At 69.8% G+C, this 14,930-nt stretch carries 14 protein-coding genes; 9 read left to right on the top strand and 5 right to left on the bottom strand.

Features of this window, described 5'->3' with window-relative positions:
- Position 1: 1 nt before the first annotated feature.
- Both ACI8U3_RS03730 and ACI8U3_RS03725 read right to left on the bottom strand, forming a co-directional pair.
- A complete protein-coding gene (locus tag ACI8U3_RS03730) occupies positions 2–1,069 on the bottom strand; it encodes an endo-1,4-beta-xylanase (protein WP_415013519.1) in 1,068 nt (355 codons plus the stop codon).
- Between the two features lie 53 nt (positions 1,070–1,122).
- Positions 1,123–2,931, bottom strand: a complete 1,809-nt coding sequence (locus ACI8U3_RS03725; RefSeq protein WP_415013518.1) for an ABC-F family ATP-binding cassette domain-containing protein — start codon at positions 2,929–2,931, stop codon at positions 1,123–1,125.
- Positions 2,932–3,035: 104 nt separating this feature from the next.
- Between ACI8U3_RS03725 and ACI8U3_RS03720 the strand changes: the two genes are divergently transcribed.
- Together ACI8U3_RS03720 and ACI8U3_RS03715 are read left to right on the top strand one after the other, a co-directional pair.
- Positions 3,036–3,596, top strand: a complete 561-nt coding sequence (locus tag ACI8U3_RS03720) for a TetR/AcrR family transcriptional regulator (protein WP_415013517.1) — start codon at positions 3,036–3,038, stop codon at positions 3,594–3,596.
- Positions 3,593–3,931 (top strand): DMT family transporter, encoded by a 339-nt coding sequence (locus tag ACI8U3_RS03715; RefSeq protein WP_415013516.1) that lies wholly within the window; start codon positions 3,593–3,595, stop codon positions 3,929–3,931. Before ACI8U3_RS03720 ends, ACI8U3_RS03715 begins: the two co-directional genes overlap by 4 nt.
- Positions 3,932–3,940: 9 nt before the next feature.
- Here ACI8U3_RS03715 and ACI8U3_RS03710 read toward each other — a convergent pair whose 3' ends face one another.
- Positions 3,941–6,601, bottom strand: coding sequence for a M14 family metallopeptidase (locus ACI8U3_RS03710; protein WP_415013515.1), 2,661 nt, complete (start codon positions 6,599–6,601; stop codon positions 3,941–3,943).
- A gap of 86 nt (positions 6,602–6,687) precedes the next feature.
- Between ACI8U3_RS03710 and ACI8U3_RS03705 the strand changes: the two genes are divergently transcribed.
- The 7 genes from ACI8U3_RS03705 to ACI8U3_RS03675 all read left to right on the top strand — a co-directional run bounded on the left by ACI8U3_RS03705 (position 6,688) and on the right by ACI8U3_RS03675 (position 13,749).
- Entirely contained in the window at positions 6,688–7,167 is a 480-nt protein-coding gene (locus ACI8U3_RS03705; RefSeq protein WP_415013514.1) for a YcgN family cysteine cluster protein, read from the top strand.
- Positions 7,168–7,218: 51 nt separating this feature from the next.
- The gene (locus tag ACI8U3_RS03700) at positions 7,219–10,011 is read left to right on the top strand and encodes a PAS domain S-box protein (protein WP_415013513.1); all 2,793 of its coding nucleotides are present in this window, start codon (positions 7,219–7,221) and stop codon (positions 10,009–10,011) included.
- 198 nt (positions 10,012–10,209) lie between these two features.
- Complete coding sequence (locus ACI8U3_RS03695; RefSeq protein WP_415013512.1) at positions 10,210–10,644, top strand: hypothetical protein; 435 nt, start codon at positions 10,210–10,212, stop codon at positions 10,642–10,644.
- Entirely contained in the window at positions 10,550–11,806 is a 1,257-nt protein-coding gene (locus ACI8U3_RS03690; protein ID WP_415013511.1) for a DNA-packaging protein, read from the top strand. The genes ACI8U3_RS03695 and ACI8U3_RS03690 overlap by 95 nt, the downstream gene beginning before the upstream one ends.
- 102 nt (positions 11,807–11,908) lie before the next feature.
- The gene (locus tag ACI8U3_RS03685; protein ID WP_415013510.1) at positions 11,909–13,051 is read left to right on the top strand and encodes a phage portal protein; all 1,143 of its coding nucleotides are present in this window, start codon (positions 11,909–11,911) and stop codon (positions 13,049–13,051) included.
- The gene (locus ACI8U3_RS03680) at positions 13,048–13,272 is read left to right on the top strand and encodes a hypothetical protein (protein WP_415013509.1); all 225 of its coding nucleotides are present in this window, start codon (positions 13,048–13,050) and stop codon (positions 13,270–13,272) included. The genes ACI8U3_RS03685 and ACI8U3_RS03680 overlap by 4 nt, the downstream gene beginning before the upstream one ends.
- 6 nt (positions 13,273–13,278) lie before the next feature.
- Positions 13,279–13,749, top strand: a complete 471-nt coding sequence (locus ACI8U3_RS03675; protein WP_415013508.1) for an HK97 family phage prohead protease — start codon at positions 13,279–13,281, stop codon at positions 13,747–13,749.
- On the opposite strand, the gene ACI8U3_RS03670 is transcribed toward ACI8U3_RS03675, so the two are convergent.
- Together ACI8U3_RS03670 and ACI8U3_RS03665 are read right to left on the bottom strand one after the other, a co-directional pair.
- Positions 13,715–14,053, bottom strand: coding sequence for a hypothetical protein (locus ACI8U3_RS03670; protein WP_415013507.1), 339 nt, complete (start codon positions 14,051–14,053; stop codon positions 13,715–13,717). The genes ACI8U3_RS03675 and ACI8U3_RS03670 overlap by 35 nt on opposite strands.
- A gap of 73 nt (positions 14,054–14,126) precedes the next feature.
- On the bottom strand, positions 14,127–14,903 hold the full coding sequence (locus ACI8U3_RS03665; RefSeq protein ID WP_415013506.1) for a hypothetical protein: 777 nt from the start codon (positions 14,901–14,903) through the stop codon (positions 14,127–14,129).
- Between the last annotated feature and the right edge of the window lie 27 nt (positions 14,904–14,930).

Raw genomic sequence — 14,930 nt, 5'->3', positions numbered from 1 at the left:
CCTATGCGGCGAACGCCTGTTCCAGCGCCTGAAGCATCGGCTTGGGCCGGCCCAGCCAGTCGAACATCAGGGGCTCGTCGCGGCCGTCGTCCCAGTCGCCGCGGCGCAGCACGCTGTCCCGGTCGCGCAGGCCCCAGACGGTGAAGGCGAAGCGCTGACGCTCGGGCAGGGCCATGAAGGCGTCGGCCACCTCGCGCACCCGCTCGGCCTGCAACTCGCGGCGTCGCTCGATACGGGTCATGTCGGTGCGCGAGCGGCCCATGGACATGTCCAGCTCGGACACATGGATTGGCAGGCCGAACTGGGCCATCTCGCGGATGAACGCCGCCGTGCGGCCCGGCTCGATGTCGTAGTCGATGTGAGACTGGGTCCCCAGACCGCCGATGGGCGCGCCCTGGCTCAGGAGACGTTCCACCATCCGCAGGAAGGTGGCGCCCTTTCGGGGGTTATGCTCCAGATTGTAGTCGTTGATGAACAGAACCGCGTCCGGATCCGCCTCCGCCGCCACCTCGAAGGCGCGGCGGATGTAGCCGTCTTGCCCGAACCGCGCCGACCAGTGACAGTCGCGCAGGCCGTTTCCGTCCTCGGCCACCGCCTCATTGACCACGTCCCAGCCGGTCACCCGGCCCCGGTAGCGGCCCATGACCTCGCGGATGTAGCGGTCGTGTTCGGCGGCGAAGCGGGTCTCGTCCAGACCCTCGAAATACGAACGGCCCTGCGAGTACCAGATCAGGGCGTGGCCAAAGAGGCTCATGCCGTGCTGCTGCGCGAAGTCGGCGATGGCGTCGGGCGCGTCGAAGCGCAGGCGCCCGCCCGGCCCCAGGATGTATTCCATCTTCATCTCCCACTCGGGCGTGAGCTGGGAGAAGTGGGTGGAGGCCAGCTGGGTCCACTGGGGATCGCGGAAATGGTCGGTCATGGCGGCGACCCCGACAGGGAAGGACGCCACATCCCGCAGCGGCCGGATCGGCCCCTCAATCCCCTGCGACGCCGCTGGGCGCCCGTCACAGGCGGCCAGCGCCAGGGTGGAGGCCAGAAGCGTGCGGCGGTTGAACAGGGGCTGGGTCATGGCCGGTGCGGTGCAAGGAGCGGGCCAGCGTCCGCGGCGGTGGGAATGCGGTCTCAGCCCGCCAGTTCGGCCTTTTTCTCTTCCAGTTCCAGCCATTCGGTTTCGGCGGCGTCGAGCTGGTCGCGCAGGGCCTGCAGTTCGCCCGTGAGGCGCTGGAAGGCGGCGGGGTCGCGAGAGTAGAGGTCCGGGTCCGCCAACTTCGCCTCCGCGGCGGTTATGGCGGCGGGCGCCTCCGCCATGAGGCGCTCGACTTCCTCCAGCCGCCGGGCGTCCTTGTAGGACAGCTTGCGGGCCGGCGCGGAGGGGGCCGGTTTGGCGGCCGCAGCTTTCACCGGAGAGGAAGGCGCTGCGGCCGATGCCTTGTCCTCGGTCAGGAACCCCGGGTTCTGGCGCACGAAGTCGGTCCAGCCGCCCGGCGTCTCCACCACGTCGCCGCGGCCGTTCAGGGCGATGGTGGAGGTGGCGAGACGGTCCACGAAATCCCGGTCGTGGCTGACCAGGATCAGGGTGCCGTCATAGCTGTCCAGCAGATCCTCCAGCCGGTCCAGGGTGTCCATGTCCAGGTCGTTGGTGGGCTCGTCCAGAATCAGCAGATTGGCGGGCTGGGCCAGGGCCCGGGCCAGCAGCAGCCGATTGCGCTCGCCGCCCGACAGGGTCGAGACCGGCTGGCGCAGCTGGGCCTCGGTGAACAGGAAGTCCTTGGCGTAGGCGGCCACGTGCTTCGGCGTCCCGCGCACCATGATGGAGTCGCCGCCGCCGGGCGTCAGGGCGTCGCGCAGGGTCATGTCGCCGGTCAGCTCGGCCCGGGCCTGATCCAGATAGACCGGCTCCAGCCCCACGCCCAGCTTGACTGAACCGGCGTCCGGCTCCAGCTCGCCCAGCATGATCTTGACCAGGGTGGTCTTGCCCGCGCCATTGGGGCCGACGATGGCGATGCGGTCGCCGCGCAGCACGCGGGTGGTGAACGGCTTCACGATGATCCGCTCGCCGAACGCCTTGGTCACGCCGCGAAGCTCGGCCACCCGCTTGCCCGAATGACCGCCGGAATCCACGTCCAGCGACAGCTCGCGCGGCTGGTCGCGCAGGCGCTCGGACCGGTCGGCGCGCATGGCGCGCAGCTGGCGGGCGCGGCCTTCGTTGCGGGTCCGGCGACCGGTGATGGAGCGATAGAAGGCGTGGGTCTCGGACTCGATGGCCTTGCTGAGGCGGCGCAGGGATTCCGCCTCCTCCGCCGTGACCTGATCGGCCCAGGCGTCGAAATGTTCGAAGCCCCGGTTCAGGGTGCGGACCTGACGCCCCTCCAGCCAGTAGCAGGTGTTGGTGACCTTGTTCAGAAAGGCGCGGTCGTGGCTGACGGTCAGCACGGCCATGCGGGACGCGGCCAGCTCCTGCTCCAGCCGCTCGATGGCCAGGATGTCCAGGTGGTTGGTGGGCTCGTCCAGCAGCAGGACGTCAGGCTCCTCGGCAAAGGCCCTGGCCAGGGCGGCGCGACGGATTTCGCCGCCGGACAGGCCCTTCGCCGGTTTGGCCGGGGACAGGCCGAAGGTCTCCAGCCAGCTTTCAGCCGTCCACGGCTGGGCGCCGCCGGCTACGGCGTAGTCCAGCAGGGTCTCGCCGGTGATGACCGGCTCCTGCGGCACATAGGCGAAGCGGGCGCCCGTCTGGACCGTGCGGTCGCCGGAGTCCGGCTCGATCATGCCCATGACCATGCGCATCAGTGTGGACTTGCCCGCCCCGTTGCGACCCACCAGACAGCCGCGCATGCGCGGCTCGATGGCCAGATCCACCCCCTCGAACAGGGGGCGGGGTCCGTCCTGCAGGCGGATGTCCTTGAGCGCGATGAGGGGCGGGCGAGCAGCCATGATGTTCCGTCAGATGGGGAGGCGCGCCCTATACGTCATCCGGGGCGGCCATGGCCACCGTCGCGACGGGTTGAGACCAGACCGTCCAGCCGGTATGGAGGTTCATGATTCCCGTTCCCCGCCGCACCGCCGAACAGACCCGCCAGCTGATCCTGGACACCGCCATCGCCGTGGCCGCCGAGGGCGGGTCGCTGGCCCTGACGCTGGATGCCGTGGTCGAGCGTCTGCCTGTCAGCAAGGGGGCCCTGCTGCATCACTTCCCCACCAAGGCCGCGCTGCTGGAAGGCATGATCGACGAACTGGCCCGCCAGCATGTGGACGAAGTGCGGGCCGAAGCGGCGAAAGACCCGGAGCCCTACAACCGCAACGCCCGCGCCGCCATGCGGGTCAGCGTCAACAATCCGGGAGACCAGAAGGATCTGGTGCTGGGCCGCGCGGCGCTGGTGGCCTGCGCCATCGACCCGTCGCTGGCGCGGCGCTGGCGGGCGGGCACGGACGTGCTGGCCGAGGATGACCCGGCCGATCCGGCAGGGCGGGACGACGCCCTGATGCTGCGCCTGCTGGCCAACGGGCTGTGGATGTCGGACCTGTTCGGCCTGTTCGATGTGACGCCGGAACAGCGCCGGGCCATCGGCGCCCTGCTGACCGGGCCGGACGCCCCATGAGTCCGATCACCTGGCTGGCGCTGGGCGCCGCGATCCTGCTGGAGGTGGTCGGCACCAGCCTTTTGCAGGCGTCGCAGCAGTTCACCCGGCCTGTGCCGACCGTCGGCATGGCGGCGTGCTATCTGGCCGCGTTCTACCTGTTGTCCGTGGCGCTCAGGGAGATTCCCGTGGGCCTGGCCTACGCCATCTGGAGCGGCATGGGCGTGGTGCTGATCGCCACCATCGGCTGGGTGGTGTTCAAGCAGCGGCTGGACGCCCCGGCCATCCTCGGCCTGGCCATGATCGTCGGCGGCGTCGTCGTCATCAATGTCTTCTCGAAGACCGTCAGCCACTGAGGCCCGGGGTCACCGGGTGTAGGACGGCCCCCGGAACACGGCGTTCAGGAACAGCACGTCCAGACCCCGCATGAAGCCGCGCGCGGTGGGATCGTGGGCGAAGCCGATCAACTGGCCCCCGCCCAGCGACTGGGCGACCACGGCGGGCTTGTAGGCCAGCTGGGCCCGGTTCTCGTCCCAGATATAGCCGGCGGCCAGCAGGTCGTCCGGTCCGGCGAAGCTGACCACGTTCGCGCCCTGGTCCAGCCGCAGGGGGGCGTAGATGTCCGCGCCAGAGACCAGAATGCTCAGCTCGGGCGCCACCCCGGCGGATAGCCAGTGGTCGCTGTTGGTGGCGGCGCGCAGCAGCACGCCGGGGATCGAGTCCGGCGATCCCCCGGCGGGGCGGATGGCGTCCCGCAGGGCGGCCGGGTCGGTGATGATCGCGCCGGGCACGGTGGACTCGCCCTCGGCCGGTTCGGCGGGGGCGCTGGCTTCTTCCGTCACGGCGCCGCCCTCGCGGCGGACGGCCAGCAGGTTCGAGGACGGCTCAGCCATGAAGCGCATGGCGCCGCCCAGGCCGATCAGCACGCCGCCGCGCCGGGTCCAGTCGCGCAGGGCCGTGACGCCGCCCTGGCCCAGCACGCCGCCATAGCCGCCGCCGTCGGGCAGGATGATGACGTCATAGGCGGACAGGTCGGCGCCGCCCAGATCGCGGGTGCGGATGATGGTGACCGGATAGCCGTAGGCCCGCTCGATCAGCCAGCGGACGCCGCCGGCGGAGGTGGGGCTGGTGGGCGTGTCCCAGGCCAGGACGATGCGCGGGGCCCGGGCGGGGGCGGCGCGGTCCGAGCCGAGGCTGGGCCCGGCGGTGACCCAGGTGTCGGTGACGCCCTGAACGGTCGCGCCGGTATCGGCGGCGATGCGGGCGATGCGGGCCGAAGCGTCATCGGGATTGGCGCCGCGCGTCAACACCAGCGACCCGGCGGGCCAGTCGCGGCCGTCCAGGGTGAAGGGGGCCTCGAGGCTGCGCACGTTCAGGCCGTCGCGCAGGGCGGCGGTCAGGAAGCGCATGCCGGACAGGCCGGGCCGCACGATCCAGGCGGCGGCGCTCTGGCCGTCGATGACGCCGCCGGTCAGCGGAGTGTCGCCGGACAGGGGCGTGACGGCCACGCCGGGGCGCGATCCGCACTGGATCGCCGGGGTGTTGTAGGCCAGCGGCAGGGCCCAGGCGGCGATGTCATACAGCTGGTGATCCAGCCCTTGCGCGCGCCGGCGCTCCTGCTCGGCGGTGAATTCTTCGGGCAGGCTGAGGTCCGGATCCATGAGCACGCGGGCCAGGCGCCCGGCGGGTTGGGCCAGGTCGATCACATAGGTTCCGGCGCCGTGCGATCCGCAGGCCGAGAAGCCGTCCTGCGCCACGCCCACCTCGATGCCCTGCGAGGCCAGGGAGCGGGCCAGACGGTCGGCCGCGCCGGGGTCGAACCCGGTGCGCGGCAGGATGATGGCGCCCAGACGGCGGCCCTCCTCGATGGCCGAGGCGTGATAGGCATGGAAATCGCTCATCAGCTGCTGCCGGTTCACGGCGGCGGCGTCGATGGTGGACAGCGAGATCAGGAACTGGCTGCGCACCGTCTCGAACAGGGTCAGCAGACTGCCGTCCGAGCGGCGGCGCACGTCGCCCCGGGCCGAGCCCTGTTCGTAGGTCATGGCGATGGCGCCGGAATAGCCGGGCCAGTTGTCGCCGTAGCCGGGATAGAAGGCGTCGAAATACTCGCGGGTGAAATAGTCGATGCCCGCCTGATCGAAGACCTGGCCGTGGGCCCGGCCGATGACCTCGCGCATGGCCAGCTGGCTGGGGGTGAACAGGGGATTGAAGGGGTCGGCTTCCGGCGGGAAGAAATAGGTCTGGTCGGTGCCCATCTCATGGATGTCGGCCACCACCTGGGGTTTCCACTGCATCTGCAGGGCGGCATGGCCCACGGTCTCAGGCTGGGTCTGGGCGAACCAGTCGCGGTTCAGGTCGAACAGATAGTGGTTGAACCTCCCGCTGGGCCACGGCTCGTCCCCCTGCACCGACTGGGGGTCGGGGTCGGACACCAGCCCCTGACCAGCGCGGTAGGTGGTGATGAAGCGGTCGCGGCCGTCGGGATTCTGGGTAGGAATCAGCACCACCACGGTGTTTTCCAGCATGCGCTGGATGCGGGGGTCGCCCCGGGCCGCCAGCACGTGGCGGGCCACGGCCATGGAGGCCTCGGCCGGCCCGACCTCGTTGCCGTGGACCGAGTAGCCCAGCCAGACGATGGCGGGGGTCTCGGCGATCAGCCTTTGGGCCGTGGCGGCGTCGGTGCTGCGCGGGTCAGCCAGGGCGCGGGAAGCGGCGCGGATCTGGTCCAGCCGGGCGATGTTCTCCGGCGAGGAGATGGCCGCCCAGATCAGGCGGCGTCCCTGCCACGTGCGGCCGTACTCGCCGGTGACCATGCGGTCCGGCGCCGCCTCGGCCAGGGTCTCAAGATAGCGGTGGATGTCGGACACCGGCGTCAGGCGCTCGCCCACCGGATGGCCGATGACGCTCTCCGGCGCGGGGATGGCGGCGTCCAGATTCGCGCCGGGGAACAGGTCCTGCGCCTGAGCAGCCGGGGCCAGAAACAGGCCGCAGACCAGCGCGACGACAGACAGCAGACGGATCATGAAACAGCCCCCGGAGAACAGCCTGACAGGCTTAGCGGAAAGGAGGCGCGCGACAAGGGCGAACGAAGCGGCTAGAAGCCGCGCCCATGCGACCCTTCTGGGAAACCAAGTCTCTGGAGCAGATGACCGCCGCTGAGTGGGAGAGCCTGTGCGACGGGTGCGGGCTGTGCTGTCTGGTGCGGTTCGAGGACGAGGACAGCGGGGAGGTGATCCCCACGCGGGTGCACTGCAAGCTGTTCGACGGAGCGGCGTGCGCCTGTTCGGACTATGCGAACCGGCAGGCGCAGGTGCCGGACTGTGTGAAGCTGAGCCCCGGCAACATCGGGGGGCTGAAGTGGATTCCGAAGTCGTGCGCCTATCGGCGGCTGCACGAGGGGCGGCGGCTGGCGGACTGGCATCCGCTGATCTCGGGGGATTCGGAGAGCGTGCACCGGGCGGGGGTGTCGATCCGTGGACAGACCGTCAACGAGATGACGCTGGACGAGCCGGAGGACGCGCTGGACTTCGAGGCGCCCGAGTGGATGGCCGAGCGCGGCCTGCCGGGACGGAAAAACGCCGGTCGCTAACGAAGCCTTTGTCTAATTGAAGCACCGTTCGCCCCAAGGGGAGGACGACGCTTGTCGGACGCAGAAAACAACAGGGCGGCGGCGGACGAGACCTCGCCGTTCGACCAGCTGACCAGCCTGGCGGCGACGCTGTTCGAGGCGCCGGCGGCGCTGGTGTCCATCACCGAGGGTGAGCGCCAATTGATCCGGTCGCGCCTGGGCATCGGCGTGGTGGAGGTGGATCGCGAGAACGCCTTCACACCCCATGCCGTGGCGCTGGGCGAGGGCGGCGTGCTGGTGGTGGAGGACGCCAGCGCGGACCCGCGGTTCAGGGACAGCCTGTATGTGGCCGGCGAGGCCCATATCCGCTTCTACGCCGGGGCGGTCATCACGACGCGTGACGGACGCGATGTGGGCGCGCTGTGCGTCCTGGACCAGAAGGCGCGCCCCCGGCCGGACGAGGCGAAACTGGAAACCCTGAAAAGCATGGCGCGGCTGGCGGCCGACATGCTGGAGAAGCGGCGGGAGGCGGCGTCCGCGCGCGAGAGTCTGGAAATGCTGGATCTGGCCGAGGCCATGTCCGGCGTCGGCCATTGGCGGGTGGATGCTCTGAGCGGGGCGCTGACCTGGTCCGAGCAGGTCTATCACGTACACGGGGTGGACCCGGACAGCTTCGAGCTGACCGTGGAGAACGCTCTGGATCTCTATCACCCGGACGACCGGGCCGAGGTGGAGGCGAAGGTCCGCGGGAGCCTGGAAAGCGGTGAGCCCTACGCCTTCAAGCTGAGGATCGTGCGACCGGACGGCGAGGTGCGGCTGGTGCAGTCCCAGGCCGTCACCCAGTCGGATACGCAAGGGCGAGTGACGGCCTTGTTCGGTGTCTATCAGGATATCACCGACAGGGATTCGGCGTTGCGGCGGGCGCAGAAGAACGAGCAGAGATACCGCCTGCTGGCCGACAACATCAGCGACGTGATCACCCGGGTGAAGCCGGACGGCGGCAGCAACTACATCTCCCCGGCGGTAGAGCGGGTGATCGGCTGGAAGCCCGAGGACATGGCGGGAAAGAAGGCTGAGGACTTCCTGCTGGAGGAGGACCGGCCGATCCTGCAGCGGGCCATGGCCAGGGTGCTGGAGACCGGAGAGCCGCAACGGGTTCAGTACCGCGCAGTGCATCGCAACGGCGACATCCGCTGGGCCGAGAACAGCATGCAGCGGGTGGAGAACAGTCGGGGCGGTTACGAGGTGGTCTGCTGCATTCGCAATATCGACGACCGCAAGGCGCTGGAGGCCGAGTTGGTCGAGACGCTGGAGAAGAGCCGCCGCCAGAGCCGCCGCTATCGCCTGCTGGCCGAGAACATGGCGGACGTGATCTGCCGCATCCGGCCGGACGGATCGTGCCCCTACATTTCGCCCGCCGCCGAGCAAATCCTGGGCATGAGCCGCGAGGACATGGCGGGGCAAAAGGCCATGGACTTCCTGGTGGAAGCCGACCGTTCGCGCCTGATGGAGGTCATGCAGCGGGTGCACAGGACCGGCGAGAGCGCCACCCTGGAGTACCGGGTGCAGCCCAAGGATGGAGACCCGGTCTGGGTTGAGGGCAGTTTCCGCAAGGTGGCGGACGAGGACCCCGAAGGCGAGCTGATCGCGGTGATCCGGGAGATCGGTGCGCGCAAGGCCATGGAGGCCGAGCTGACCGCCGCCAAGGAACGGGCGGAGGCCGCCGCCAGCGCCAAGAGCGAGTTCCTGGCCAATATGAGCCATGAGCTGCGCACGCCCCTGACCAGCGTGGTCGGGTTCGCGGGGCTGCTGGGCCAGAGCCGGACGCTGGGCGACGAGGAGCGACGCTATGTGGAGCGGATCGCGGCGGGCAGCGAGGCCCTGCTGGCGGTCATCAACGACATTCTGGATTACTCCAAGCTGGAGGCGGGGGCGGTGGAGCTGGATCCGCACCGTTTCGATCCGCTGGCGCTGGCCCAGGCGGGCGTGGAGCTGATGGAGGGGCAGTGCCGGGCCAAGGGGCTGGAGCTGCGGCTGGAGGCCGACCCGGACATGCCGGCGGGGCTGATCGGGGATTCGGCGAGGTTGCGTCAGGTTCTGCTGAATTTCCTGTCCAATGCGGTGAAGTTCACGGCTGAGGGCGCGGTGACGGTGAACGCATCGTGTGAGCCGGGGACGGACGGGCGGGTGTGGCTGTCCCTGTCGGTGAAGGACACCGGGGTGGGCGTTTCGGACGCGCAGGTGGAACAGCTGTTTGACCGGTTCACCCAGGCGGACGCCTCGACCACGCGGACGTTTGGCGGCACAGGCCTGGGGTTGGCCATCTCGCGCCAGCTGGTGGAGATGATGGGCGGCGAGATCGGCGCGTTCGGAACGCCGGGGAAGGGGTCGACCTTCTGGTTCCAGGTTCCGTTGCCGCTAGCGGATGGGGCGGAGGATCAGGCCGAAGGCGAGGTGGCGCAGGCCATCGGCGCGGCCCGCATCCTGATGGCTGATGACGCCCCGGCGAACCGGGAGCTGGTCAGCGTGCTGCTGGGCGGCATGGGGCTGACCGTGGACACGGTGGAGAACGGCGCAGAGGCCGTGGAGGCGGTGCGCCACGAGGCCTATGACCTGGTGCTGATGGACGTGCACATGCCGGTGATGGACGGGCTGGACGCGGCGCGGGCCATACGGGCGCTGGGCGGGGCGGTGGGGAACATTCCCATAATCGCCCTGACCGCCAATGTGGGTCGGGATCAGGTGCAGGCCTGTCTGGAGGCCGGGATGAACGGCCACCTGGCCAAGCCCATCGACGTGAGCCAGATGGCGCGGACCCTGTCGGACTGGCTGAACGCGGACGAGGGGGCGCAGGCGACGGGGTAGGGAGTCCAAGCCCGGAGCCGGCGCCCCCTCCACCACGCCCTTGAGGGCGCGGTCCCCCTCCCCCGGCGGGGGAGGATAGGGGCGATAGGCGTCGGTTCGTCCCGCATTTTTCAGAGCCAATGCCAAGGCGGACAAGGGATGGGCGATTAGTTTTGTCCGTTTTCGCGACCGTGGACGCTGGTCCCGTACACTTTGGGCATGACGGGAAAAAGCGAAGAGCGCGGGGCGGACGGGGCCGGGTGGCTGGCGGCCGTTCAGGCGCGATTGATCCAGGAAGTCGAGGCGGTGGTCGGGGCTTTGTGCGAGGCGCGCCCGAAGACGGGCGCCGACAGCGCGGCGCTGGACCGCCATGCGCGCGCGATCGTCAATGTGGCGCGGGCCGCCAGTGCGGCGGCCGGACTGACGGAGACGCCGGGGCGCGGACGCTCCAAGGCCGATGGAGAGGACATGAGCAAGAAAGCCGATGACTTCAGTCCAGAGCGAATACAGCGCGTCTGCGAGGACATTATCGCGAGCAGCGGTCGCCTGCTGGACGCATATGAGCGCAAGCGAGTTGCAGACGGCGTATTCGCCGGAGGTGCTGCTGGAGATGGACGCGGCGCTGAAACGGACGCCGGAGCAGGGGCAGATTGAGCCGCAGATTCCCTGGACCACCTGGCTGATGCTGGGCGGGCGGGGGTCGGGGAAGACCTTCGCCGGGGCGTGGTGGATCAATGAACTGGCGCGAGCCAATGACGGGGTGACCCTGGCGCTGGTGGGACCGGCGCTGCACGACGTGCGCGAGGTGATGGTCGAGGGGCCGTCGGGCATCAAATCCCTGAACGGGCCGGGCGACCGGCCACGGTGGGAGGCGGGACGGCGAAGGCTGGTCTGGGAGAACGACAGCGTGGCCTACGCCTTTTCGGCGGAGGATCCGGAGAGCCTGCGCGGACCGCAGTTTCACGGCGCCTGGGCGGATGAATTCTGCGCCTGGCGCGAGCCGGACAAGGTGCTGTCGAACCTGCGGATGGGATTGCGGTTGGGCGATGCGCCCAAGCTGATGGTGACGACCACGCCCCGGCCGATTCCGGCCCTGAGGCGGCTGATGACCGAGGCGGTGACGGTGCGGCGCGGCACGGCGGAGAACGCGGCCAATCTGTCGCCCGGATTTCTGGAGCATCTGACGGCGCTTTACGGCGGCACGCGGCTGGCGGCGCAGGAGCTGGAGGGTCTGGTCACGGAGGGCGAGGGCGCCCTGTTCCGGGCCGAGGATCTGGCCCGGGCGCGGGCGGCGTTCACCGGCGAAGTTCCAGAGCGGTTCGAGCGGGTGGTGGTGGCGGTGGACCCGCCGATCACCACCGGCGGCGACGCCTGCGGGATCGTGGCGGCCGGGCGGCTGGAGCAGCGTGTGTATGTGCTGGCGGACCGGTCCGTGCGGGGGCTGACGCCGGGCGGATGGGCGGCGCGCGTGGCGGAGACGGCGCGGGCGTTCGGGGCCGACCGGGTGCTGGCCGAGGCCAACCAGGGCGGGGAGATGGTGTCCGCCGTGCTGAAGCAGGCGGGGTGTCCGGTGCGGGTGGAGCTGGTGCACGCCAGCCGGGCCAAGCGGGCGCGGGCCGAGCCCGCAGCCATGCTCTACGAACAGGGCCGGGCGGTCCACTGCGGCGTCTTCACCGAGCTGGAGGAAGAGCTGATGGCGCTGGGGTCCGAGGAAGGGACGAAACACTCGCCGGATCGGGCCGATGCGCTGGTCTGGGCGGTGACGGATCTGATGCTGAGAGAGCGGGCGAAGGGGCCGAGGGTGCGGGTGGTTTGAAACCGGCCGACGGCGGCCCCCTCACCCTGGTCGCGAGAAGCGATCCGCCGAGCGGATCGCTGCGACTCAGGCCTCTCCCACAAGGGGAGAGGCGAAAGGAGAATGATGTTCGGATTTCTGAAACGGCGGGCGCCGGAGGTGAAGGACTCGGGCGTGGGGCGGGTGATCGCCTGGACGCAGCAGGGGCGGGCGGTGTGGACGCCGCGGGATTATGAGAGCCTGGCGCGGGAGGGGTTCGGCAAGAACCCGGTGGCTTACCGGTGTGTGCGGATGATCGCCGAGGCGGCGGCGTCGGTGCCGCTGACGGTGTTCCGCGGCGGCGAGCGGGCGGGGGCGGATCATCCGCTGGTCCGCGTGCTGGCGCGGCCCAATCCGGAGCAGGGACGGGCCGAACTTTTCGAGGCGCTGTATGCGAACCTGCAGACGGCGGGCAACGCCTATCTGGAGGCGGCGGGAGACGGCATCGAGGAGGTGTACGGCCTGCGCCCGGATCGGGTGAAGGTGGTTCCGGGGCCGAGCGGGTGGCCGGCGGCCTATGACTACACCGTGGCGGGGCGGACCGTGCGGCTGGGCCGGGCGGCGGACGGGTTTTCGCCGGTGCTGCATCTGAAGCTGCATAATCCGGTGGACGACTGGTACGGGTTTTCGCCGCTGGAGGCGGCGGCCTTCGCCATCGATGTGCACAATGCCTCGGGCGCCTGGAACAAGGCGCTGCTGGACAACGGGGCGCGGCCGTCGGGGGCGCTGGTTTACGGCGCCAAGGACGGCGAGCGGCTGACCGACGAGCAGTTCGCGGCGCTGAAGGCGGAGCTGGGCGAGCGGCATCAGGGGGCGGCGAACGCCGGGCGGCCGCTGTTGCTGGAAGGCGGGCTGGAGTGGAAGCCCATGTCGTGGACGCCGGCGGACATGGACTTCATCGCCGGCAAGCACGCGGCGGCGCGGGAGATCGCCCTGGCGTTCGGGGTTCCGCCGCAGCTGCTGGGGATTCCCGGGGACGCCACCTATTCCAACTATCGCGAGGCCAACGCCGCGTTCTGGCGCGGGACGGTGGTTCCGCTGGTCACCAAGACGGCGGGGGCCATGACGGCCTGGCTGGCGCCCCGGTTCGCGGACTGCCGCATCGAGGCGGATCTGGATCATGTGCCGGCGTTGCAGCCGGAGCGCGACGCCCTGTGGGCGCGGCTGGAGGCGGCGAGCTTCTTGAGCGAGGACGAGCGGCGGGAGATGGCTGGCGTGGGCCGATGAGCGAACGGAAAATGCCCTGGGCCGTGATCGCAGCGGTGGCGGTGCAGACGGCGGCGGGGCTGATCTGGGCCGGGGGCGCGGCGGCGCGGATCGAGACGCTGGAGAGTCGGGTGGCGGAGCAGCGTCTGGTGGCCGAGCGGCTGGCGCGACTGGAGGAGCAGGCCGTGGCGACAAGGGCGTCGCTGGAGCGGATTGAGGCGGGGCTGGAGATGCGGCGGTGAGGGATGATGTTGAGACCGAGGCGCGGACAGACCCCCTCCCCCGAGGGGGTAGGATTGGCCGTGTCTGGCTATGCGTCGTTGTGGGGCGTGGCGGATCTGAACGGGGACGTGGTGGCGAAGGGGGCGTTCGCGGAGAGCCTCGCGCGCGGCGGCGCGGCAGGGGTGAAGATGCTGCACCAGCATGAGGCGCGGGCGCTGGTGGGCGTTTGGGATGAAGTGGCGGAGGACGCGCGCGGGCTGTTCGTGGCCGGGCGCATCCTGGACTGGTCGCCGGAGGCGCGCTTCGCCGGGGCCCTGGCGCGGGCCGGGGCGCTGGACGGGCTGTCCATCGGGTTTCGTGCGGTGCGGGCGCGCAAGGACGGGCGCCTGCGGGTGCTGAGCGAGGTGGACCTGTGGGAGGTGTCGCTGGTGACGTTCCCGATGCTGCCGGGGGCGCGGTTCGCTACAACTGGGACGGCGTCGTTCGTTCGACCGTGACGCTGAGGGGTTTGCGGAGGCGGTAGAGGGCGGCTCCGGCCGTGGCGAAGGCGCCGAAGATCACGGCCTGGAGGGCGAAGATGATCGGAAGGAGGATGAGCAGGGGCAGCATGGCGACCAGGACCGATCCACGTCCCTGCACCATATCGCCATTCACCACCATCGACCCGGACGCCACACCGATCAGAAGCAACAGCAGGAACAGACCGCCGAACACGACGACGCCGAAACACAGCCAGCTGATAGCAACCAGCTTGAAAACGCTGCCGAGGGTGAGCTGGCCGTCGCGAATCGTGAGGTTCATTGCATGGCTCCGCTAGCTGAAGCGCAACCATGCTTGGCTGTGGTCGCGCTGGCAATCGCGAATAGCCGGCCAGTCAGCCGTCGGCCACGGCCTTGGCGCGGCGCAGGAGCGACCAGCGCAGCAGGGTGAGGCTGAGCATGACCGCGACGAGGATGGCGATGGCGAAATCCGTGCTCAGGCCGGAGAGCGCCGTGGCGAGGATCGGGACCTGTTCGTGCAGGCCGAGGAAGAAGGCGACGAAGGCGCCGACCACGGCGAACTCCAGGACCATCAGCAGGATGTGCAGGGGGAAGGGCAGGCGCTCGTTTTGGAGGCGCTCCAGTTCCGCTGACGAATAACGCTCGCCCCATGGGTGGGCGAAGAAGTCCTTCGGTCGGTAAGGCTCAGGTTCGGGCGGCAACGGATAGGTTTCCTGCTGGATGCGGTGCAAGGGACTTTGTGCCCGAAGGGCCGCCGACGGAGGCGTGATCGCGACGGACTCGCCCTCGGGCGTGATTCGGAACAGGCCGCTGAAGGGCGCGGTGGTGAAGTCGATGGCGGAGGCGTCATGGCCGTAGGTTTCGGTTTCGAGGGCGCTCAGGCGGCCGTGCTCGATGACGGCGCGGAAGCCGACGGGATCGGCGAGGCCGGCGATGTCGGCGTGGATGGTGCCCAGATGTGCGGGGGCGGACTCGATGGGCGCGGTGCGGGCGGGATCGATCTGGATGTGGGTGATGAAGCCCGAGGCTGTGTGGGTGCGGTCCACGACGCGGGCGTCGGCGATCTGGCCCGGCAGCTCGGGCGCCTGATCGGTGGTCTCGTCGGCGATGGCGTCGAGGACCGCCAGTTCGAGTTTTGTGAAATCCGACACGGGCGCCCCCAAAGCGTCTGAACGGGA

The sequence above is a fragment of the Brevundimonas sp. genome (assembly GCF_047617075.1).
Taxonomy (GTDB): Bacteria; Pseudomonadota; Alphaproteobacteria; order Caulobacterales; family Caulobacteraceae; genus Brevundimonas.
Note: the sequence above shows the minus strand (reverse complement) of the source record. Positions and strands in the feature narration are given on the sequence as shown.